Consider the following 23,062-nt stretch of genomic DNA (forward strand, 5'->3'; position numbering starts at 1 on the left):
AACTAAGGATAATGAAAACTCAAATATTAGTCTTAATACTTTTTAGTTTGATGACTTTAATGGCTTGTAGTCCAGAATTACCATCAGGACATATATGGCAGCAAGAGAAGTCATTGGTTGATTTAGTCAACCCACTGATGGGCACAGATTCTAAATTCTCTCTCTCCAATGGCAATACTTATCCTGCAATTGCCTTGCCCTGGGGAATGAATTTTTGGACTCCCATGACATCTCCAATGGGTGATGGTTGGACTTATAAGTATAATGAAAATATGATTCGTGGAATCAAACAAACTCATCAGCCTAGCCCATGGATCAATGATTACGCAGCTTTTTCATTGATGGCTGTCACAGGTGAGTTGAAATATCAGGAAGAAGATCGAGCCTCATGGTTCTCTCATAAGGCAGAGACAGTCCAGCCGAATTATTACAAAGCCTATCTGGCTGACTATGATGTCACTGTAGAGCTCACGCCCACAGAGAGGGCGGCTCAGTTTCGTTTTACTTTTTCTGAAACAGACTCTGCCTATATTCTTTTAGATGGGTTTTTTAAAGGATCGATGGTGACCATACTGCCTGAAGAAAACAAAATCATTGGCTATTGTCGCAACAATTCGGGGGGAGTGCCAGACAATTTTCATAACTACTTTGTAGCTGAGTTTGACAAAGATTTTGAGATCACACATACCTGGAATGATGACTGGTTGCTCCAATCCAATAGTCTATATAGCGAGGGAGAGCATGTCGGTGCGATAGTAGGGTTCAAAACTAGGAAGGGAGAGACAGTAAATGTCCGAGTTGCATCCAGTTTTATCAGTCCTGAGCAGGCGCAGTTTAATCTTGACCGTGAGATTGGAGAAGATGGATTTGAAGATACCAAACAAAAGGCAAAGACCATCTGGGAAAATGAATTGGGTAAAATCAAAGTGAGAAGTACCAATCAGAACCACATCAAAACGTTTTATTCTTGTCTATATCGGGTGCTGCTGTTTCCGAGGAAGTTTTATGAAATCACTGAAACTGGGGATGTGATACATTACAGCCCATATAATGGGGAGGTCTTACCGGGTTACATGTTTACCGACAATGGGTTCTGGGATACTTTTAGAGCTGTTTTTCCATTTTTTAATCTCATGTATCCGGAGCAAAATGCTCTAATCATGGAGGGTTTAGCCAATACTTATTTAGAATCGGGATGGCTGCCCGAATGGGCCAGCCCAGGGCATCGAAACTGTATGATTGGGTCTAACTCTGCACCGATCATAGCCGATGCCTATCTCAAAGGAAATGCCAATGAAAGCATAGAGATATTGCTGGAGGCCATGATCAAAAATGCTGAAGTGGAGAAGGGACGACCTCATGCCTCAGTGGGGAGAGAAGGACTCGACTATTATAATCAGCTGGGCTATGTACCCTATGATGTCGGAATTAGAGAAAATACAGCTCGAACCCTGGAATATGCCTATGCAGATTTTACCATCGCACAGGTAGCCAAGAGACTTGGAGATCAGACATTGGCTGATCGATTTTATCAGCAATCGCTAAATTATCAGAAGGTTTTCGACCCTGAAACTAATCTCATGAGAGGCAAGAATGAAGATGGAACCTTTCAATCACCCTTCAACCCACTCAAGTGGGGTGATGCCTTCACTGAGGGCAACAGTTTGCATTACACATGGTCTGTTTTTCATGATGTGCAGGGCTTAATTGACCTAATGGGAGGTAGTGAGATATTTGTGGATCAACTGGATCAGGTATTCAACATGCCGCCAGATTTTGATGATAGCTATTATGGGCAGACCATACATGAGATTCGTGAGATGCAGATTGTAAATATGGGCAATTACGCACATGGCAATCAACCGATCCAGCATATGATTTATCTCTACAACTATGCTGGTGCATCACACAAGTCACAAAAATGGATACGGGAAGTGTTGACCAAGCTATATGCTCCTACCCCAGATGGCTATTGTGGAGATGAAGATAATGGACAGACTTCAGCTTGGTATGTGTTCAGTTCTCTGGGGTTTTACCCTGTTACACCAGGAGTGGATGAGTACGTGATAGGATCTCCATTATTTGACTATGCAGAATTGACAATGCCCAATGGTAAGTCTTTAATTATCAAATCGGAGAATAATAGTGAAGACAATTTTTATATCCAAGAGATGAACTGGAGAGGAAAACCCTATGAAAATCACTTTTTGAAATACAGTGATTTGATCAAAGGAGGAGAGTTGGTTTTTGAAATGAGTAATACACCTAACAAGAACAGAGGAATGGAAATTGGTAACCTGCCATATTCTTTGAGCTTGAAGAAATAATGAATTGAGATGAAAAAAAGGAATATAGTGATTGGCGCTTATGTAGGCGGCAAGGGATTTAAGTGTGCCGCTATAGATATGGAAAGTAAATCGATAGTGGATGGATCTTTGGTGGTTGGCAAAATGGACAAGGATGCTGGCAATCGACATATTATTCCACTTTGGTCGCTGAAGCTGAAGACTTCCATGAGAGCTGTGGATGCAGATGAGGTACTAGGGATTGGCTTTTCTATTCCTGGTCCTTTTGATTATGAAAAAGGTATAGGTGACTATCGAGGAGTACCGAAATATGAAAGTTTGCATGGCTGTGACATCTCTGAAGAGTTGAAAAAACGAGTATTGCCAGAGGGTAATCTGGAATTTAGATACATCAATGATGGCATTGGGTTTGCGCTAGGTCAGGACTGGGTAGCTTCTGGAAAAAACAGTAGGGGTATTTCCCTGATAATTGATGAAGGCCTGGGATCTGCATTTTTGATGAATAACCTACCGGTCTTCAAAGGAAGAGGAGTCCCAGAGGATGGCGCTACCTACAAGGTACCCTTTAGAAATGGAATAGCGGATGACTTTTTTTCTATCCGTGGACTCATTGCCAAATACAGTGAACTAGGACACAAGGTGCCGAAATTCCCCGTTGGAGCAATTCAGAAATCTACCAAGGATCAGGCTGATCTAGATACCTTCTCCAGTTTTGGGAAGGATTTGGGAGAATTCCTAGATCCTATTTTGAGTGAATTCAACCCGGAATATGTTTCGTTTGGCGGTTTGATAGGTAATCAACTCCAATATTTCAGCTCGACTTTACAGAAGGCTCTGTCTGACGATAATAAACAAGTGCAATTGCAAACTTCAGAGGTTGGAGATGATTCCTTTTTGTTTGGAGCAGCCAGACTGTTTCAGTCTTCCTATTGGCCCACCGTCCAACCGCTATTGGCTCAAATGGATTGAGCCTAATGTCAATTGAAATGAATTCAATATGAAAAAACTTTTAATTTTATTCACGTTGTTCTTTGGCTCTTATCTAGCTTATGCGCAACAAGACAATACTGACTATATAGATCCTACTATTGGTAATGTGTCACAGCTGTTGGTTCCTACTTATCCGACGGCACATCTACCTAATCAGATGCTTCGTGTACATCCTGAAAAGGGAGATTATCTCACAGATCAGATCAATTTTTATCCCTTGCAGATCGTCAAACACAGGAGTGCGGGTGAGTTCAGAATGAAGGTTTTTACTGGCCAGCCCACTTTCGATTCTGGTAATCGAAAGATGGCTATTGATCATGATTTGGCAGAGATCAAGCCCTGGCTTTTTAGTCATTATCATATTGACGATAATTTGAGAGTTAGTTTTGCTCCAGCTAGTAGGAGTGGAATTTATCAATTCGAACCCCATTCAAATTCGGAGATGCACTGGGTGATTCAAGGATCCAGAGAGTTAAGTATCGAGAAGACGCGAAAGGGAGAAATTCACCTTCATGACAAGCTCTACAATACAACACGCGGCACTGATCCAGTGACCAGGGTATTGCCTCTGTATGTATATATGCAGATAGTGAATGTCGAAGGCAAAATCATAAAGGATTTATCCTTGAGTATCGAGAAAGGTGAGATCGTGCTATCCACCAATAGCCCTGTATCAAAAGTGCAAATGAAATATGCCGTTTCCTATGTCAGCCAAGAGCAGGCTAGGGATAATTTTCTAAGAGAGGTTCAAACTCAAAACCTCGATGAGCTAGCTATGGCTGGTCAAAAAATGTGGCAACAAACAGTAGGGCAGATCCAGGTAGAAGGAGGGACTGAAGGGCAAAGGAGGACATTCTACACCTCCCTCTATCGTACCTATGAGCGCATGGTTGACGTCAACGAGTATGGTCAGTTCTACAGCGGTTATGATGGAAAGGTACATCAGAGTGAGCGACCTTTTTATGTAGATGACTGGATTTGGGATACTTATTTGGCTCAACATCCCTTACGGACGATTTTGAATCCAGAGATGGAAAATGACATGCTGCACTCCTATGTTCAGATGTACCTGCAAAGTGGGTGGATGCCTACATTTCCTCAAGTGTATGGCAATCATATGTGTATGACGGCCTATCATTCTTCAGGTATTTTTATTGATGCCTATCGCAAGGGACTGAAAGATTATGATGTGGGGTCTGCTTATGAAGGGATTAAAAAGAATTTATTAGAGGGCTCATATATTCCCTGGAGGCAAGGGACACCCAGAAGACCTGTTGATGATTTTTATCACGAGCATGGCTATTTTCCCTCACTCAAAATTGGCCAAAAAGAGACCGATCCTATGATGGACAGGTTTGAAAAACGCCAGCCTGTACCTGTGAGCTTAGGTATCAATTATGACTATTGGGCTATGACCGAGTTGGCTAGAGAGATTGGCAAGGAACAGGAGGCTGACCAATACGCTTATCGCAGCACAGAGTATACACAGCTATGGCATCCGGAGCATCGAATGTTTTTACCAAAAGATGAGGATGGCCAATGGCTCAATATTGATCCTAAGTCTGCAGGTGGTCTGGGCTATCGAGAGTACTATGACGAAAACAACGGTTGGACCTACGCCTGGGATGTTAAGCATGATATCGATGGATTGGTGGAGTTATTGGGAGGTAAAGAAGCCGCGATTGACCGATTGGATCAGTTGTTTAGAGAACCGATGGGTAAACGTAAATCTCAGTTCTATATCGATGGGTCCAATTCTACAGGTATGGTAGGGCAGTTTTCAATGGGCAACGAACCATCTTTTCATATTCCATACTTATATAACTATTTCGGAGCTCCCTGGAAGACGCAGCAGCGTACCCGTTTTCTTTTGGATGTTTGGTTCAAGGATAATCTTTTTGGGATACCAGGCGATGAAGATGGTGGAGGAATGACGGCTTTTGTTGTTTTTACCTCAATGGGTTTGTATCCTGTGACGCCAGGCATTCCGGTGTATAGCATCACTAGTCCAGTCTTTGAGCGCGTGACTATCGATTTGAAAAATGGAAAACAATTCACAATAATAGCCGAAGGAGCTAGCAAAAAGAGCAAATATATTCAGAGAGCCTTGATTAATGGGCAGGAGATTGATAGCCCCTTTATATCCCACGAGCAGATCATGTCAGGGGCTACATTAGAATTGGAGTTATCCGATCTGCCAAATAGAAATTGGGGTTTGAACGGGATAAGACCATGATTTGAAAACAGCAAACAGGAAGGATATATCCTAATTAAACCCCCGCATGAATATTGGTTTATCTTTAGGAAGCAAAGATTTTGATAATAATGGAAAGACGAAATTTTATTAAGCAAGCAACAAAAGTCACTGCAGGACTAGGGGCTGGACTTAGTTTGGTATCATGTAGCCAATCGAATGGTTCAAAAAAAATGGTAGCTCCTTGGCCTGATGATCAACGCATTCGAATAGGAATTATAGGAGTGGGCAATAGAGGAAGCTCTATTGTGGATGTGTTGAATGCCTCACCAATTTTTAAAGTAATTGCATGTTGCGATGTGCTGAGTTTTAGACTCAATGATGCTATGAAACGCATCAATGATGAAGCTAAGGGCTATCGCGACTATGAGGACTTGCTAAAAAATGATGAGCTAGAAGCAGTGGTGATTAGTACGCCATTGCACGAACACTACAGGATAGCGATGGATGCTCTAGATGCAGATCTACATATCATGTGTGAGAAAGCTCTCGCTCATGATATAGAACAGTCACAAAATATCAAACGTAAAGCGGATCAGAGTAATAAGCTATTTCAGATTTCATATCAGTACCAACTCAACCCCACTTTTAAGGCGATCAAAGACATCATCCATAGCGGCCACTGTGGAAAGGTTATGCGTATTGACGCTTGTTGGCACAGGAATAGCAATTGGCGCAGGCCAGTTGAGAATCCCGCATTGGAGCGACAAATTAACTGGCGAATGTATCGTGAATATTCGGGAGGACTCATGGCCGAGCTAGGTTCTCACCATCTCAATATGATAGATAATATCATGGGAACTCATCCTGTCAAAGTGGTTGGATCTGGGGGGATCGATTATTGGAAGGATGGAAGAGAGGTGTTTGATAATGTCTACACAATATTTGATTATCCTAATGGTGCCAAAGCATCATTTAGTTCGATTCTGTCTAATAAATACGAAGATCAAACCATTAAATTCTATGGTGACAAAGCAACGATTGTGACCAATCAGATGAATGAGGCTTACATTTATCCTGAAGGTGAATCGGCTTCAGGTTGGGGAGAAGGGATAGATGGAGTTTCTGGAGCTTCGATTAAACTAGTAGATGATGACCAAGTCCAGGGAAGAAAAATCACACCTAGGGAGGAAGTAAATAACTGTCCTTTTGAGGATAATTATATGAAAACGACTTGGTTACTCTATGACAATTTTGCCGCTGCAATCAAAGGAGAAAAGGAACTACTTGTGGGATTGGAGGATGGATATCAAAGTGCCATTTCAGTTCATATGGCCAATATGGCTATGAGAGAGGAACGGACGGTGAAGTGGCTACCCGAGTATGATATATGAACAAATAAATAAATACTAAATGAAACTATTAAAACTAATGGTCCTTGGCTTGATGCTGGGAACGACTGCATCGGCTCAGTCTAATGACTGGAAGGTGTTGTTCAACGGTAAAAACCTAAAGGGTTGGACCAAAATCAACGGACAGGCAGATTTCAAAGTAGAGAATGGGGTGATTGTGGGTGTAAGTAAGAGGAATACTCCTAATACTTTTTTGAGAACCAATAAGACTTATGGTGATTTTATTCTTGAGTATGAAGCCAAAATCGATCCTGCTTTGAATGCAGGGGTGCAAATCCGAAGCAATACTCAAGCGGATTATAGAAATGGAAAGGTGCATGGCTATCAAGTAGAATTAGATCCAAGTGATAGGGCATGGTCTGGTGGCATCTATGATGAGCAAAGAAGAGGATGGCTGTACAATTTGGAAGGAAATGAGGCAGGAAAGCTAGCCTTTAAACAAAATGAATGGAACCAGTTCAGGGTAGAGGCGATTGGTAATAGTATCAGAGTTTGGCTCAATGGTGTACCGACAGCCGATTTGGTAGATGACATGACCGCTAGTGGATTCATTGCCTTGCAGGTTCATACAATAGAGAATGAGGATCAGGAAGGTAAAGAAATCCGCTACAGAAACATTCGCATCCAAACCAAAAATCTTCAAGAGGTTAAAACTACTGTGAGTAATGAGATCAAGGAGGAAAGTTACCTGCTGAATACGCTGACCAAAAGAGAACAAGCCGATGGTTGGAAGCTTCTTTGGGATGGACAGTCCACGGATGGTTGGCGTGGAGCAAAATTGGATCGGTTTCCAGATAATGGATGGAGCATGGAGAATGGTCTACTCACTGTGGCAGACAATGATGGGGCCGAATCTGAAAATGGGGGAGATATCGTCACCATCAAAAAATATGAGAATTTCATACTGGAAGTCGACTTTAAGTTCAGTGAAGGAGCAAATAGCGGTATTAAGTATTTTGTGGACACAGAGCTAAATAAAGGTAAAGGTTCATCAATAGGCTGTGAATTTCAGATACTGGATGACAAGTTGCATCCCGACGCTAAAAAAGGAGTGGAAGGCAACAGAACAGTAGGGTCGCTTTATGATTTGATTACGGCTGATGCACGACTATATACCGAGGCTAAAGGTCCGCAAAAGAGAGTCAACGTCTATGGATGGAATAGGGCAAGAATAATCGTTCAAGGTCAGAAAGTACAGCACTACCTCAACGGTATGAAGGTGGTAGAATACGAAAGAGGTACACAGATGTGGAAGGCTCTGGTAGCCTACAGTAAGTATCAAAAATGGCCCATCTTCGGGGAGGCGCCCATAGGTCATATCCTGCTACAAGATCACGGAAATGAGGTTTCGTTTAAAAACATTAAAATCAAGGAATTGTAAGTTATGGAGAATTCTAGAAGGAAATTTATCAAAAATGCAGCTGTAGGGTCTGCAGGTTTTATGCTAGCAGGTTCTGCCCTATCCGCCAAAAGTTATAGTCAAATATTAGGTGCTAACGATCGTATACATGTAGCAGTATTAGGTCTGGGCAGACGTTTGGGAGGTTTCATTGATCCATTGACTCAGTCTTCAAGCAATGTTGAGCTTAGGTATCTCTGTGATGTGATGGCAAGCCAGAGAGAAAAAGCTGCTTCCATTTTTGCAGACAAATTGGATTATAAACCGAAGCTGGAAAATGATTTGCGAAAAGTATTTGCAGATAAAAAAGTAGATGCCGTTTTCAATGCGACCCCAGATCACTGGCATGCACCTGGATCCATTATGGCGCTGGAGGCAGGAAAACACGTGTATGTAGAGAAGCCATGTAGTCACAATATGAATGAAAACGAATTGCTGGTAGCAGCAGCGCAAAAGTATGGTAAAGTCGTACAGATGGGTAACCAACAGCGTTCCTCGGCTCATAGTGTGCATATCATCAATGAAATACACAAAGGCTTGATCGGTAAGGCATACAAGGCCGTAGCCTTCTATACCAATAAGCGAGGTAGAGTGCCTAATCAACAGGCTGCTCCAGTCCCGCAAGGATTGGATTGGGAGTTGTTTCAAGGACCCGCACCCCGCAGAGCTTATACTTCAGAGACCTGGGATTACAACTGGCACTGGTACGGGTGGGACTATGGTACTGCGGAGGCAGGCAATAACGGTACGCACGAAATGGATATAGCTCGATGGGCACTACGGGTAGATTTTCCTAACCGTGTAGATGTAGATGCGGCCAAGGGCCAATATTTGAATGATGGATGGGAGATGTATGATACAATGGAGGCTACTTTCAAATTTGACGACAACAAATCGATCAAATGGGATGGGCGTAGCAGAAATGGCTATGATACCTATGGGTATGATCGAGGGACCATTATCTACGGAAGTGAGGGTAGTGTTTTTGTCAATAGGAATAAGTACATCGTTTATGATTTGGCGGGAAAAGTCGTGAAAGATTTTGCGTCAGATCAGCAAGAAGCTGGAGTGGCCCTGGGAGGAGGAGGATCAGCCTCTACACGTCATGCCCAGAACTTTTTCAATTCGATTAGAGGAAAGGAACAGCTGACAGCACCGATCGAAGATGCATCGGTGAGTATGGCTATGGTTCACTACACCAATGTGGCCTATCGAGTAGGTAAAGGCTTTGATATCGATCCATCTGGTAAGTTTATGGATCAAGAGGCTTTGAAACTGTGGGCCAGAGAATATGAAAAAGGTTGGGAAATCTAGTCTTGATAATAAATTGGTCAGTGAATTTACAGACCCTGTTTTCCTTGTTGAAAACAGGGTCTATCTAAAAGAAAATGATAAATAAATATTTATATCTCCTTATTATAGTAGGTTTTTTTGCTTGTAAACAAGTTCCACCTTCTTTCACCTTTGTGCAGCTCTGTGATACCCAGCTGGGCATGGGGGGCTATGAGCACGACAAGGCGAGCTTCGAACAGGCGGTAAAACAGATCAATGCCTTAGATCCTGCATTCGTAGTGGTATGTGGTGACCTAGTCAATGATGCTTCTGATTCCTCATTTTCGGATTTCAATTCTATCAGAGAGGGCTTTCGTATGCCCTGCTATTTGGCATCCGGCAATCATGATGTAGGTAACCTGCCCACAGCTCAATCTTTGATTTATTACAGAGAGAAGATAGGGGATGATTATTATCAATTTGAATATTCTGATGTGGCCTTTTTGGTGACCAATACTCAACTATGGAAGGCAGAGGTGCCTGAAGAGTCACAACGCCATCATGATTGGTTCATGGAATCATTGAAGGCGAACAAAAACAAATTTCAATCCCAAGTCGTCATTGGGCATTATCCTTTGTACATCGATTCTATATCAGAGGAAGAAGCCTATTTTAACTTGCCATCGGATAAACGATTCTCACTCGTTGAGGCTTTTGAACAAAACCACGTACGTGCCTATTTGAGTGGACATACTCATCATCGAATGATCAATCAGTACAATAGTATATGGATGGTGGGAGGGGATCCTACCAGTAAGGTGTTTGATGAAAATCCTCTGGGGTTCAGAGTATGGACTGTATCGGCTGATACATTATTACATGACTTTGTTGCATTAGAAGGATTCGAATTTTCGACAGAAAAATGAATAAAGTCCACCATTTTATTGCCGCTTTAATTCCTTATTAATTGACAGTTAATCTGTTCATGTTTCATTCGCTACTGGTAATAGTCAAGTAGACTGATAGAGGAAACTAAATTGGAATAGGCGTGAGGTTAAACTTGTGTAGGAGATGGGGAGTAATTGTTATAGTAGTGATATTCTTTTGCTGGGGATGCAAGAGTATTTCAAATCAAAAAACGGAAACCCCCAATGTTTTAATCATACTGACAGATGATATGGGGTACGGAGATATATCCGCCTATAATGAATCTGCAGTTTCTACTCCTGCAATTGATCGAATTGGGAAGGAAGGGGTTATTTGTACAGATTTTTATGTTCCCACTCCGTATTGTGCACCTTCCAGAGCCTCATTGCTGACTGGTCGGTTTCCACTTAGACATGGACTGATCCATAATCCGACTCCCGATGCAGGGATTGATGACATAGGGTTGTCCTCCCGAGAAATAACCTTGGCGGAACTTTTGTCCGATGCGGGATACAAAACCCAATGCATAGGTAAGTGGCATCTGGGGCACAAAGAGGAGTATTTTCCTACCAACCATGGATTCGATGATTATTATGGTATTTTATACTCAAATGATATGAGACCAGTCCAGATGATACACAATCTGGACACGGTGAGCTATCCAGTCAATCAAAATAATCTGACCAGGGATTATACAAACAGAGCATTGGATTTTTTGGAAGAAAATAAGGATCGCCCCTTTTACCTCCAGTTCAATCATGCCATGCCTCATAAACCTTTGGCAGTATCAGAAGAATTTTATACACCAGAATCACCAGAGGATTTATATCAGGATGTGATAAATGAGTTGAACTGGTCCACCGATATGATTATGAACAAGTTGGAGGAGTTGGGGGTTTTGGATCAAACGATTGTTATTTTTATGTCGGACAATGGTCCCTGGTATGGAGGCGATGCAGGAGGTCTCAAAGGCATGAAGGCTACCACTTGGGAAGGAGGGATTCGCGTGCCTTTTATGATTCGATTCCCTGAGCGTTTTTCTTCGGACAGTCGAGTATCAGTACCCTGCTCATCATTAGATGTATTGCCTACGGTCCTGACACTCACACAAGTGGAGCCTGTAAAACTTAATACTCTGGATGGGCAGGACATAACAGATGTTTTGAATGGTAAATGCACCGAACATCAGCCTGTATTTAGTCTCCATGATGATCAGATCATGTCCATTCGACATGAAGACTTTAAACTTTTTGTCAAATCTCCACGAAGTACTAGGCTTCCTCTTGACTGGATCGATCCGCGTGCTCCTGATGATAGCACGATTATCGCCAGAGCAGAGCAGGCTGGGCCTGAAGATTATCCAGGGGTATTTCCCTTAAAACCTAAAGAGGATATTCAGTTGTTCGATCTGAGTCAAGATAGAACCGAGTCTAAGGATTTGTCAGTGGACAAGCCGGGCAGGGTGGTCAATCTACTTCAGGTATATGAAGATTATCGAGCCAATTTTCAATTGCCTAATTCAAAGTAAAAGTGTTAACATCAAAAATAGAAAGAATGAAGAAATTCAGAATTCAATGGTTAATCGTATTCGTTTTATCAGTAGTGGGTTGTACCCAACCAAAAGATGAAAACACAACTGTAGAAAACTCTGATCAAAATGTACTTTTCATCATCGTAGACGACTTGAAACCGACTTTAGGTAGTTATGGTGATACGCTGGCCATTACACCCAATGTGGATCGCTTGGCTGATATGGGGATTCAGTTCAGAAATGCCCACTGCAATTTTGCAGTGTGTGGACCAAGTAGAGGTTCTTTTTTATCCGGTCTCAGACCCGAAACTCTGGGTATTCTCGACAATGTTACTCCTTTACAGTCTGTTCTGGGAGATAGAGTGACTTTGCCTCATTTTTTTAAGCAGAATGGATTTGAAACAGTAGGAATCGGGAAGACATTTCATGACAAAGAACCAGATCATGAAGATACCAAGGCATGGGACGCTTATTTTAAATTCACTACCTCCGAGTTAGGAGAAAAAGGAGAAAAGCGAAACTTGACCAATGGAGAATTTCCATGGTGCTATTGGCAGGCTGCTGAAGGAGAAGATATTGATCAGCAGGATGGTCAGGTCACCCAAAAGGCCGTGGACCTGATCAGTACCCAAAGAGACAAGCCTTTCTTTTTAGCTGTAGGGCTGCACAAACCACATGATCCATTTGTTGCTCCCAAAAAGTATTTTGACATGTATCCACTAGAAAATTGCACACCTCCATCCTTGCCGGAGGACTGGGAGCGAGCGTACCCTTATTCCCTACCTGGGTGGTCAGAGGTGTTTGATAAAATGACCGAGCAGGATCAGCGTGAGTTTATTCGCTCTTACTATGCCTGCACCTCATTTATGGATGCACAGGTAGGACGTATGCTGGATGCTTTGGAAGAGACGGGACAGTTGGACAATACTCTCATCGTTTTGATAGGTGATCATGGTTATCACCTGGGCGAACACGGCTGGTGGAACAAGGTAACGGTATATGAAGAAGGTACCAATGCACCCATGATCATTGCTGGCAATGCGGTGAAAAATAAAGGGGTTGAGACAGAGGCATTGGTGGAGTTCATAGATATATACCCTACTTTGATAGATGTGATGGGAATCGAAGGTGCTCCAGAGCATCTTCAGGGTGAGAGTTTTGCTACAGTGCTAGCTACCCCGACGGCAGATTTCAAAGAGGCCGTTTACGCAGTGACCAAAAGGGGAGATATGCTGGGACGAATGGTAAAAACAAAGCAATGGAGATACATCGAATGGGATGGGGGTGAGCAGGGAAAAGAACTGTATCACCAGACTGAAGATCCGCAGGAATATCAGAATCTGGCACTAGATCCTAACTATCAGGCACAAATAGAAAAGTTGTCCTCTTTACTTCGAAACAAAGAAATATAATGACTATATCGACCTTAAAACTCTTGTGTTTCTTGGCGCTGGCATATGGCAATATTCAGATTGTTTCTGCTCAGCTGTCCGAGGGTACGTTGGTATATGATGCACCGGATCAGGTGGTATGGCATGCAGCATCTCAGACCTGGTTTGTTTCCAGTTTGGGCGGAGGTATCTCCCTTGAAAAAGATGGATACGGCTGGATCAGTAGGCTGGATCGCGAGGGGCAGGTGATAGCTCCATATTGGATTGGTAAAGATGAAGGGATGCACGCACCTTCAGGAATGACCCTCACCGAGAACTATTTGTTTGTTTGCGATAGGGATGGGGTCTATCAGGTGGATATAGAGAAGTCTCAGATTCACGCTTTTTTTGAAATACCAGATGGTGAATTTGTCAATGATGTAGCGATGGGTCCGGATGGGGAACTTTATGTCTCTGATTTTTTTGCCAATCGAATCTATCGCATTCAGCCAGAGAGTAAAAAAGTAGAAGTATGGCTCGAAACCGACAACCTTCTTTCTCCAGATGGATTGATGATAGATCAGGATCAACTCATAGTAGCATGTTGGGGACGCCTAAGTGAGCCGGGAACATTCGAAACGTCTAAGTTAGGGGATCTGTTGAGTATAGATCTGAAATCTAAAAAGATACGAACCCTGGCACAGGATGTGGGCAATTTGGAGGGGATCACCAAAATTGGAAATGATTTCTACATCACCGATTGGGCTGCGGGTAAATTGCTAAAAGTCAAACCTAAGAGTGCTGAGGTTCAAACGATACTATCTGGACTGGAGCATCCGACTGACCCGTGGTATGCTGAGAATTTAGATGTATTGGCATTTCCTCAGCATGGTACTAATCAGGTGCTTTTTTTGAATATGAATTCTAATCTTAGTGAGAAATGATCCTTAAGGTATTGACCTTCAAAAATTTCATAGTCTTGATAGGCATTAGTCTTGCAACGTACGGTTGCAAGACACGCCTGTCTTGGGACCAACCAAAGTCGAAACATTGGCAGTTGAATAGCTACAATTTTGGAGGGCTGGAGTTGCTCTCTGCGGCAGATCAGGTCGATTTGTTGAGATCTTCAGGATATGATGGGATTGTCTTGAGAGTGGCCAGACCCGAAAATTTTGAAATGCTGCCGGAGTTTCTCGCCTATGCGGATACATTCGATGACTTTGCGGTAGATGCGGCTTTTGTACGTTATAATTTTAATGATTCCATCGAATCAAGAGAAAGATGGCGAGTGGTAGTAGATCAGATCGCTGACAAGCAAATCCAGCTTTGGGTCATATTTGGGAAAAAGGAAGTTGGATTCGGAGATGACTTTGTAGAGGCTAAATTGCGAGAAATACTAGAGTATGCAAAGCCGAGAGGAGTGGAAGTGATTTTATATCCTCATAGTGATTGCTATTTCGAATCGGCAGAAGAGGCTTTGCCTCTGGTTGAAAGAATCAATGACAGTCAGTTGAACCTGGCATTTCATCTCTACCACGAAGTGCGTGCACACAATGGTGCTCGGATAGATCAGGTCCTGGATAGGATACAGCATCGACTAGGAGCAGTGACCCTGGCAGGGACCGATTCTGTGGCGGATTACAGGTCTTCCCTCACCCGAGATAGCACTACGATCAAAGCATTAGGTCAGGGAACTTTTGATGTCGACCTGTTGCTTATCGAAATTCAAAAGATAGGATACTCGGGAAACATAGCTTTGATGAATTTTGGTATCAAACAAGCCCCGGCAGTCTATTTGAAAAACAATTCTAAAATCATGAAAGAATACATGGATTAAATGGTTCATGTGATACTGAATTGACACAAAACCCATTTTTTTCGCTTTGAGGATTTTGCTAATCGACATCATAACCCGAAGTCCTCAGCTTCGAGTCCTGCTCCCGCTACTCACAAATAAAAGGCAGTTACGTAAAAGTAGCTGCCTTTTATTTGTGAGAAGTTCATGAGTATTTCACGTCTCCTTATTTGCTTCTCACTTTTCTTTATATATTGCTAGATTAATCATAATTATTTGAGGATCAGATAGATGAATTTTACTGGGTTAAAATTTTTATTTCAATTAATTAAAATTTTTTATTTATAAACACTTTAAAATCAGCGGTATATGGAGGTAATATGTTTGCAGTCCAGAGCACTGGATTTGCTAATCACAAAAGTTCTGGATGAAGCGAAAGAACGTCTAGACAATCTCAACAAAAGGTGGCTCAATCATGAAGAGACAATGAGCCTTCTAAACATCAAATCAAAATCAACACTGCAGAAGCTTCGAGATGCTGGGAGTATTCGTTTTTCACAGCCAGAGAGGAAGATCATATTGTATGATCGTGAGTCTATCGAGCAGTATTTGGAAGCTAACGCAAGAGAAACATTTTAACCAGAAGAATTATGAAATATCAAGATGGATTTAACAAGGGCTATTTGCTGATGGAACTGCAACCCCAGATAGCAAAAGAACTGATCAAAAATTTAAGAACTGACTCGGAATATGGCAGAGGCCTGTATGGGGGAATTAAGCAATACGAGTTGGATCAGAGAATGCAGAACAAGAAGAATAGAGGAACCCAAATGAAATTTTAATAGGTCCCTCCAATAATGAAATATGAACCGATGATGGCTGTTGCTATCATCGGTTTTTTTATGTCTTTTTGGACATAGACCATCACTTTTTATTTAGTATTTTCTTTAGGACAAATGAGATTGATCTCATCAGTTAGACCCGGTATCTAGGATTTCGAATGCTGATAGCATATTTGATATTTTGATATTCTGATATTATCGAGACGTTTTGATATTCTGATATTCTGATATTTTTTAATTCTTTATATATTCTAATACTTTGATATTCTAATATTCATAATTGAATGCACTATTCTTTTAGGCATATGAACATAGCCTTTTTTCAAGTATCCTTTCCAAGTATTGGATATCAAATAACCCATTTGATTCTTAGAAATGTAATAATTGACCTTGAATCTAATTCTTGAGAACATGAATGATGAAAAAGAAAGCAAGTCGGATATTTGGGTACCCAAACATCAAATGACTTGACTTGCTTTCTTTGAAAAATACAATATGTATTAAAATCATTATGTAAGTCTCAATCGATTGATTATATACCATGATTTATTTTTTCAAAAAAAAGCGAGTCGGAGATTTGCGTAACGCATAGTCAGCTTGCCTCTCTAAAGATTCGGGTTTGCGCCATTCTGTTGCATTGGTTGGTGTTGGATTAATACTATCTGTGATGTGAATGAGAAGGTAAGGCAGGGTATCAGTTAGCTCTAAAAATTGTTTGTAGTCTCTCGGTGAACAAACAAATTTTTAATTCTAACTAATACAATTATGAAGATCGAGAGATTAGAAATGCCTGGTTTCTTTTATGTGTTGAAACTGGACAATGGGGTGAGTAAATTTGGAATATCCAGACGGTGGAGTCTTAGGTATCGCTACTACAACAAGGAACACAAAGGGCAGCGTTTTCAGGTGGAACACCATGATCACTGGGACCATTTTTGGCAAGCAGAGTTGATCGAAAAGATGATGATCAAGCTGTTAGAGCCTTGGGCCGTTCCAGGAAAAAGGGAATATATTATCGAAGCTTTTCCGATCGAAGCTATCATTTCCTGTTATCAAAAAGTTAAGCAATTCATGATAGAAGAAGAGGATTTTCTTTATGCTCAGGATTTCTACAAGGAAGGCAAAGCCAGAATGGATCATTACAAAAATCTATACCGGATGAGAGAAAAGAAGTTCAAAGAGTTGATGATGCAGAGCTGAAATGAACAAGCGACCAGTCTAGAGTCTGGTCGCTTGTTTGAAATATTAAATAATAACACAAATCACCTTTCAAAGAAGCCTTTCCATGCCTCATAGAGTAGCCATCCTACAACAACTCTTTTGATAGTAATAAGAGCGATAAGCTTGTTGAAATAGAAGCTGAGGTGATCAATTAGTGATCTAAACCAGTTGTCTGAAGAATCCATATGATGGGTTGATTGAGTGAAAGATAGATTACCAGGTCTCCGCTGTTAAAGAGCCTTCCAGCGCCTCTACCAGAGAGATCATTTTTTCCTCTACTTGCATTTTGTAATTATTCCAATAATCCTCAGAAGTGCGATGACCTTTGACTTGTTCTATAGGTCCACAAGAATTCTTGGGCTTTTTTGGTAAATGGTGGACGAACTCATCAAACTTGAAATGAATCTGACCTTCCCTGATTTTGATTAAGCCCTGGTAATTGAAATGACCATAGGGCTTTGCATCCTTTAACCACAGACTGGCGGTGCTGTTAGGATCATAATTGGAAGCCATCTTGGCCGAATAATAAACAGGAATGCCACCATGTATGGTGATCAAAGTATATCCGTCTATTTGTTCAGTTTCAAGAGTGTCTGTAATCGATACTTCTTTCAGAAGATCCATGATCTTACTTTCCGCTGATTCGATGTTGCCTTCGGTGTTTTCAAAAGAACCCTTGTAAGTGACCAGGCCGGTTTTCAAATCTACATCTTGAGCAAAAAGGAAATGGAAGGAAAGTGATAAGAATATCACAAGAACTATTCTGTACATAGCTGTAATGGTTAGTTAAAAAATTGATTGAAAGACAATACTAAACAATTATAACTAATCCGTTATAAGTTCTTGAGGCTGCTTAGAACATTTTTATCCTATGGATGAGAATAAGGAGGAAGCGCTTTTGAAACTCGGTAGCAAGATCAGGGAGATCCGCGAGTCAAAGGGGCTTTCTCAAACCCAATTGGCCTATAAGATTGGGAAAGATCAGCCATCGATCAATCGCCTGGAGAAAGGTAGGATTAATCCTAGCTATGTGTATCTGTTAGAGGTTTCCAGTGGATTGGAAATCACGATAGCTGAGTTGTTGTCCTAAAAGATGAGACCACACTCAATTGAATAGAGATATCCCTAAAACAATATTTATGGACAGAGCCATATTAAGTTTTCAAAATATTTTGATTAACTTGACAATGGTTGGTTTAGCCGTAGCTCTGAAGGAGTTGCGGCTTTCGTTTTTTTCATGGAACCGGATTGGATCTAAAACGTACTGACCCAATAAGTCTTTATGACTTGCATCTCACATTTTGATGGACATCCTGTGGGAAGGGTGTAGCTATAGGCCAAGTACTTGGCGATTGTTCTACAAAGGAAATTGAATCAGGCCCTCTGATTCAGTCGAAAGCATAGCTTTTGATCTCTTGTTGAATGTGTTGTGAGCTTAACACAATCATTGTTTAACTAAGAGAATTAAAATCATGAAATTTCAGTATGCTAGTGATCTCCATCTGGAGTTTGAAAATAACCACTACTTTTTGACACAGGTCAATAACCTGAAGCCAGTAACTCCATACCTGATTTTAGCAGGAGACATAGACAACATCATTCATCGTCAAGTAACCAGAGATAGCTACTTTGAGTGGCTGTCCAAAAATTGGGAACAAGTCTATATTATTCCAGGTAACCATGAATGGTATATGAATGAAGATGTCTCTCAGGCATTTGATATTGATCTGGAGATCTGTCCCAATGTCCGATACCTCAATCATCAAAAGGTTCATATCGAAGGAGTAGATTTTTATTTCACTACACTATGGTCGATGGTTAGACATCATATGATTAACCATTACATTGCCGATTTTCGTAGCTGTAAATATGTCGGTGAGCGCTATACTTATAAGCATCATGATGAGCTTCATCAAAGGGCTGTAAAATGGCTCAGTACTGAGCTGAATAAGGAAAAAACAAATCCTAGAGTAGTGGTGTCACATTTTGTGCCATGTCCACAAACTGATGGCTATCCAAAGGGGTCTAATTCGCTCATCGGCCCAATCATTAAAAGATACTTTACAGCGGATTTATCTGTGAGAATCGAAGGGTGGGACATCGACTACTGGATTTATGGCCACAACCACTGGGATAAAGATATCGATGCTTTAGGTACAAAATTCAGATCTAATCAACTAGGCTATGTCTTTCAAATGGAACATCGTGGATTTGACTTTGCCAAGACTATTGAAATCCCAACCCAGAACTAATAAAGTATGATTAAGACAGCAGAAGTGTGGATATGGGAAACCTTTGTAGGTGCTATTCACTGGGATGAGAAAAGACAACTGGCAAGATTCCAATACGATTCGAAATTTCAGGAAAAGGGATGGGATTTGTCCCCATTCAAAATGCCAATAAGTCAGGGAATAAGAACATATGAATTTCCTGAATTAAGGAAGGGTGAGAATAGCCAAGATGATACCTATCGAGGACTACCAGGTCTGTTCGCGGATTGCTTGCCTGATCGGTTCGGAACGCAGCTGATGGATATTTGGCAAGAAAGAAATGGCAAGATGAATTCCATAGAGCAACTCTGCTTTATCGGAAATCGAGGAATGGGAGCTTTGGAGTATCGCCCTGCAGATGATAAAAACGATGATAGTAATGCTATCCTGGAGATTGACCGCTTGGTAGAGGTGGGGCATATGGCTTTGCATCGAATGAGTTTGAATGCCAGGGAGGAAGAGTTTCTGGAGCAATGGATTAGAATTGGGACTTCTGCAGGAGGAGCCAGACCTAAGGCAGTCATAGCCTACAATGAACGAACAGGGGAGATTAAGACAGGACATGGGGCTATGGATCCTAGTTTCGAACCCTGGTTGATCAAGTTCGATGGAGTAAGCGGTGCACAGTTTGGCGAGAGCCTGGGCTGGGGACAGGTAGAGTATGCCTACTATCTGATGGCTAAAGAATGTGGTATAGATATGATGGAGTGTCAAACCATCCATGATGGGAAAAGGGTGCACTTCATGACCAAGCGCTTCGACCGTGGTATCAACAATGAGAAACATCACACCCAGACGCTATGTGCCATGCAGCACTATGACTACAACCGACTTCAGGCCTTTAGCTATGAGCAACTATTCGAAACGATAACTGATCTAGGCCTTACCGATCAAGAAAAAGAACAGATGTTTAGGCGAATGGTATTCAATGTCATAGCGACTAACTATGATGATCATACCAAGAACTTTGCCTTTAGGCTGAAGAAGGGAGGGCGCTGGGAATTGACTCCAGCTTATGATGTTTGCTATGCTTATGATCCAACCAACAATTGGGTCAATCAACAAACCCTTAGTGTCAATGGGAAACATTCAGGCATAAGTAAAGCAGATCTGATGACAATAGCCTATACCAATAACATCAATAGAGGGGAAGAAATCATTGATCAGATCATTAGGGTAGTGAAGGGGTGGAGTGACTTTGCCACAAAGGTTGAGGTGGATGAAAAGAAGAAAAAGGAGATTAGAAGGAATCTGAATTTACTGTGAGTCCTTCCTGACTTTTTGTACAAATGGAAGAGCTATTTTGATTTTTCTACGATTCGCAGGGTGGGCTGGGATGTTTGCTGTCGATACATTAGTTTGGTAGCACCAAGCAGGTCAGCAACCTGCTTCCCGCAGCAAGTATTTGAGAAAGAGTTAAAAAGAAATAATGGGAACTGTTCTCATTATCCATTAAAATAGTAGGTACAATGCGTACAGTGCGTATTGTGCAAATATCGGTAATTCACTACGATGATTAACTTTTATTTTTACTCTAAACAATATCTGGAACTCCTTGAGAAACATGAAAATGTCGTAAACTACATTTCATCAATTTCATCAAAGAAGGAAAGTTTCTTGGTGAACCCACAGACTATACTTAATGTACCAAGAGGAAATCCAACCCAGGCCGTTAATGAGCTCAATAGACTTCATGAACAAATTACGGGCATAAATGACGAGATACTTGAAATAACTCGATCGAAAAGGCCAAACGAAATTTATGATTTAATTAATTCATTGATTACCGACTTGAATCTTTTTGATCGCACATATTCTGACGATAATTCGTTAATCATACAACTAAAGGATTTTCCAGAAAAGCATACTGATGCGTATTCTGATAAGAAAGCCGATCAAATATTCAAACTTTCTGACTTAAGTGAGAAAATAAATCAGAGTTTAAATGATCTTAAACAGAAATCTAATTTTGTAATTTCCGAATTTGACAAAACTCATAAAGCATCACCTAAAAACTATGCTGAATTAAGAATTGGGACAGATAAGGATGTTCCAATGATTTCCGATTTCACCTTGATTTTAGAAAGCATTCAGGACTTATATGATTTTATATGTTTCATCTATAAAATTGACGAAAAAAAGAATCATATAATCCTCAATCATATTGCAACAGGATCATGGTTTACGGAAATTCTTGGTATTAAACAGGTAGTTATTACTATTGAAAATCTCCTGAAAGAGTTTGGTTCCTTCTTACGAGATTTAATTAACGGAACTATTAACCGAGAGAGATTTGAAAATGAATGCAAAAAAGCAGAGACATTTATTAACCTTATGAAACTGGCAAAAGAAAACGGAATAGATAATGCGGAACTTGGGATTTTCAAATCATTAAAACCTTTGGTCGATAGCTTCAGTACGGAAACAACAACCATATTTATCAACGAAAAAGAGATACTTGAACTTAAAGAATTGGAGAAACTAACTCTAATAGAGCGCAAGAAAAAAAGAACTGAACTATTGGAAAACATCAATCTTTTATTAGAAGAAGGGGAAAAGAATAAAAACGATACCAAACACTAAAAATGAAAATGCGAACGGAGTCTTTTGAGATGACAATGCGAAACGGAAGTCTCGTGCTTCTAGCATCTGGAGCGCATACTCATTTTAGTTGAGCTTTGTAGGGAATTATAGAATATCAAAAAATAGATATGAGTAAAATCAAGCCAATCAAAAAGATACTTCTACCATTTTTAATAGTGCTTTTTATTGGAATTCTAGTGCCAATTATTTTTTACGTTCATCAATTTTCTGGTTCAGGCCTGTCCGAAGATCCTAATAACTGGGGGGTTCTAGGAGATTATTTTGGCGGTGTTTTGAATCCCATAATTGCACTAGCTAGTCTTATCATTCTTTCATATCTAACCTATTTGGTCAGTGAACAAAGTAACGAGAAGAATAAAACTCTCATCGTTTTTCAGAAAAGACTTACTGCATTTGAAGAGCTAACAAAGCCATTCAAGGATATAAACTTATTGGGTACCCGAATTTCGACTGCATTACAGTTCACCAATCAGCTTGAATACTTAACTCCAGAATCTAAGCTTCATAAAATGATAGAGATGAAAAAGGAACTTTCCCTTATCACCAATACATTCACTGAATACTATTATACTCTCAGATTATTTAATGTCAACTATGGACATTTATTCGAATACGACTTCTCTTGTGAAGATTATAAGCAGCTATTGGAACAAATGAGAAAGCTCGGAGAATATCATGACGACGTTAGCAACAACCTATTTGACGAAAATAAAACTACAGAGTTAAGTGCTGAAAAATTTCAACCCGATCAGGCAACAATGAGACTTATAGCAAAGGTTATCAACGAAATCAGGAACGAAATTCTACCAAAAAATAATTAATACGGCCAACAACAAATGCTATGGGAATGAATGGGATTTCCTCCCTCTAATTGTAGTTTGTAACTAAATTTTCCTATCATCTTTGTATTATAATTTGGTTCAATTTCC

Annotated in this window: 20 protein-coding genes; 19 read left to right on the forward strand and 1 reads right to left on the reverse strand. The window is 40.8% G+C overall.

Annotation, left to right across the window (positions count from 1 at the left end; genetic code table 11):
- Positions 1-11 precede the first annotated feature (11 nt).
- From N7U62_RS01270 to N7U62_RS01335, 14 genes are all read left to right on the forward strand, one after another.
- Complete coding sequence (locus N7U62_RS01270) at positions 12-2,327, forward strand: GH92 family glycosyl hydrolase (RefSeq protein WP_264136061.1); 2,316 nt, start codon at positions 12-14, stop codon at positions 2,325-2,327.
- Between the two features lie 9 nt (positions 2,328-2,336).
- On the forward strand, positions 2,337-3,275 hold the full coding sequence (locus tag N7U62_RS01275; RefSeq protein WP_264136062.1) for an ROK family protein: 939 nt from the start codon (positions 2,337-2,339) through the stop codon (positions 3,273-3,275).
- 28 nt (positions 3,276-3,303) lie between these two features.
- Positions 3,304-5,532: a GH92 family glycosyl hydrolase gene (locus tag N7U62_RS01280; protein ID WP_264136063.1), complete on the forward strand. Its 2,229-nt coding sequence runs from the start codon at positions 3,304-3,306 to the stop codon at positions 5,530-5,532.
- Between the two features lie 89 nt (positions 5,533-5,621).
- Positions 5,622-6,884 (forward strand): Gfo/Idh/MocA family protein, encoded by a 1,263-nt coding sequence (locus N7U62_RS01285; protein WP_264136064.1) that lies wholly within the window; start codon positions 5,622-5,624, stop codon positions 6,882-6,884.
- Between the two features lie 19 nt (positions 6,885-6,903).
- A complete protein-coding gene (locus N7U62_RS01290) occupies positions 6,904-8,283 on the forward strand; it encodes a 3-keto-disaccharide hydrolase (protein WP_264136065.1) in 1,380 nt (459 codons plus the stop codon).
- A 3-nt stretch (positions 8,284-8,286) separates the two neighbouring features.
- Positions 8,287-9,615, forward strand: coding sequence for a Gfo/Idh/MocA family protein (locus tag N7U62_RS01295; RefSeq protein WP_264136066.1), 1,329 nt, complete (start codon positions 8,287-8,289; stop codon positions 9,613-9,615).
- A gap of 74 nt (positions 9,616-9,689) precedes the next feature.
- Positions 9,690-10,499 (forward strand): metallophosphoesterase, encoded by an 810-nt coding sequence (locus N7U62_RS01300; RefSeq protein WP_264136067.1) that lies wholly within the window; start codon positions 9,690-9,692, stop codon positions 10,497-10,499.
- 122 nt (positions 10,500-10,621) lie between these two features.
- Positions 10,622-12,028: a sulfatase-like hydrolase/transferase gene (locus N7U62_RS01305; RefSeq protein ID WP_264136068.1), complete on the forward strand. Its 1,407-nt coding sequence runs from the start codon at positions 10,622-10,624 to the stop codon at positions 12,026-12,028.
- Positions 12,029-12,054: 26 nt separating this feature from the next.
- Positions 12,055-13,443, forward strand: a complete 1,389-nt coding sequence (locus N7U62_RS01310; protein ID WP_264136069.1) for a sulfatase — start codon at positions 12,055-12,057, stop codon at positions 13,441-13,443.
- A complete protein-coding gene (locus N7U62_RS01315; protein ID WP_264136070.1) occupies positions 13,443-14,345 on the forward strand; it encodes an NHL repeat-containing protein in 903 nt (300 codons plus the stop codon). The genes N7U62_RS01310 and N7U62_RS01315 overlap by 1 nt, the downstream gene beginning before the upstream one ends.
- Positions 14,342-15,238, forward strand: a complete 897-nt coding sequence (locus N7U62_RS01320; RefSeq protein ID WP_264136071.1) for a sugar phosphate isomerase/epimerase family protein — start codon at positions 14,342-14,344, stop codon at positions 15,236-15,238. The genes N7U62_RS01315 and N7U62_RS01320 overlap by 4 nt, the downstream gene beginning before the upstream one ends.
- Positions 15,239-15,565: 327 nt before the next feature.
- Positions 15,566-15,835: a helix-turn-helix domain-containing protein gene (locus N7U62_RS01325; protein ID WP_264136072.1), complete on the forward strand. Its 270-nt coding sequence runs from the start codon at positions 15,566-15,568 to the stop codon at positions 15,833-15,835.
- A gap of 11 nt (positions 15,836-15,846) precedes the next feature.
- Positions 15,847-16,038 carry a hypothetical protein gene (locus N7U62_RS01330; RefSeq protein WP_264136073.1) on the forward strand — a complete coding sequence of 64 codons (192 nt, stop codon included), beginning with the start codon at positions 15,847-15,849 and terminating at the stop codon, positions 16,036-16,038.
- Positions 16,039-16,803: 765 nt separating this feature from the next.
- On the forward strand, positions 16,804-17,238 hold the full coding sequence (locus N7U62_RS01335) for a hypothetical protein (protein WP_264136074.1): 435 nt from the start codon (positions 16,804-16,806) through the stop codon (positions 17,236-17,238).
- A 234-nt stretch (positions 17,239-17,472) separates the two neighbouring features.
- Here the strand turns inward: N7U62_RS01335 and N7U62_RS01340 are convergent, their stop codons facing one another.
- Positions 17,473-18,030: a hypothetical protein gene (locus N7U62_RS01340; protein WP_264136075.1), complete on the reverse strand. Its 558-nt coding sequence runs from the start codon at positions 18,028-18,030 to the stop codon at positions 17,473-17,475.
- 100 nt (positions 18,031-18,130) lie between these two features.
- Here N7U62_RS01340 and N7U62_RS01345 point away from each other — a divergent pair, with 100 nt between their 5' ends.
- The 5 genes from N7U62_RS01345 to N7U62_RS01365 all read left to right on the forward strand — a co-directional run bounded on the left by N7U62_RS01345 (position 18,131) and on the right by N7U62_RS01365 (position 22,954).
- Positions 18,131-18,349 (forward strand): helix-turn-helix domain-containing protein, encoded by a 219-nt coding sequence (locus tag N7U62_RS01345; protein WP_264136076.1) that lies wholly within the window; start codon positions 18,131-18,133, stop codon positions 18,347-18,349.
- Between the two features lie 382 nt (positions 18,350-18,731).
- Entirely contained in the window at positions 18,732-19,511 is a 780-nt protein-coding gene (locus tag N7U62_RS01350) for a metallophosphoesterase (RefSeq protein WP_264136077.1), read from the forward strand.
- A 6-nt stretch (positions 19,512-19,517) separates the two neighbouring features.
- On the forward strand, positions 19,518-20,795 hold the full coding sequence (locus N7U62_RS01355) for a type II toxin-antitoxin system HipA family toxin (RefSeq protein WP_264136078.1): 1,278 nt from the start codon (positions 19,518-19,520) through the stop codon (positions 20,793-20,795).
- Positions 20,796-21,149: 354 nt separating this feature from the next.
- Positions 21,150-22,112, forward strand: a complete 963-nt coding sequence (locus N7U62_RS01360; RefSeq protein ID WP_264136079.1) for a hypothetical protein — start codon at positions 21,150-21,152, stop codon at positions 22,110-22,112.
- Positions 22,113-22,240: 128 nt separating this feature from the next.
- Positions 22,241-22,954, forward strand: coding sequence for a hypothetical protein (locus tag N7U62_RS01365; RefSeq protein ID WP_264136080.1), 714 nt, complete (start codon positions 22,241-22,243; stop codon positions 22,952-22,954).
- Positions 22,955-23,062 lie beyond the last annotated feature (108 nt).

This window comes from Reichenbachiella ulvae (assembly GCF_025833875.1).
In the GTDB taxonomy this organism is placed as follows: domain Bacteria; phylum Bacteroidota; class Bacteroidia; order Cytophagales; family Cyclobacteriaceae; genus Reichenbachiella; species Reichenbachiella ulvae.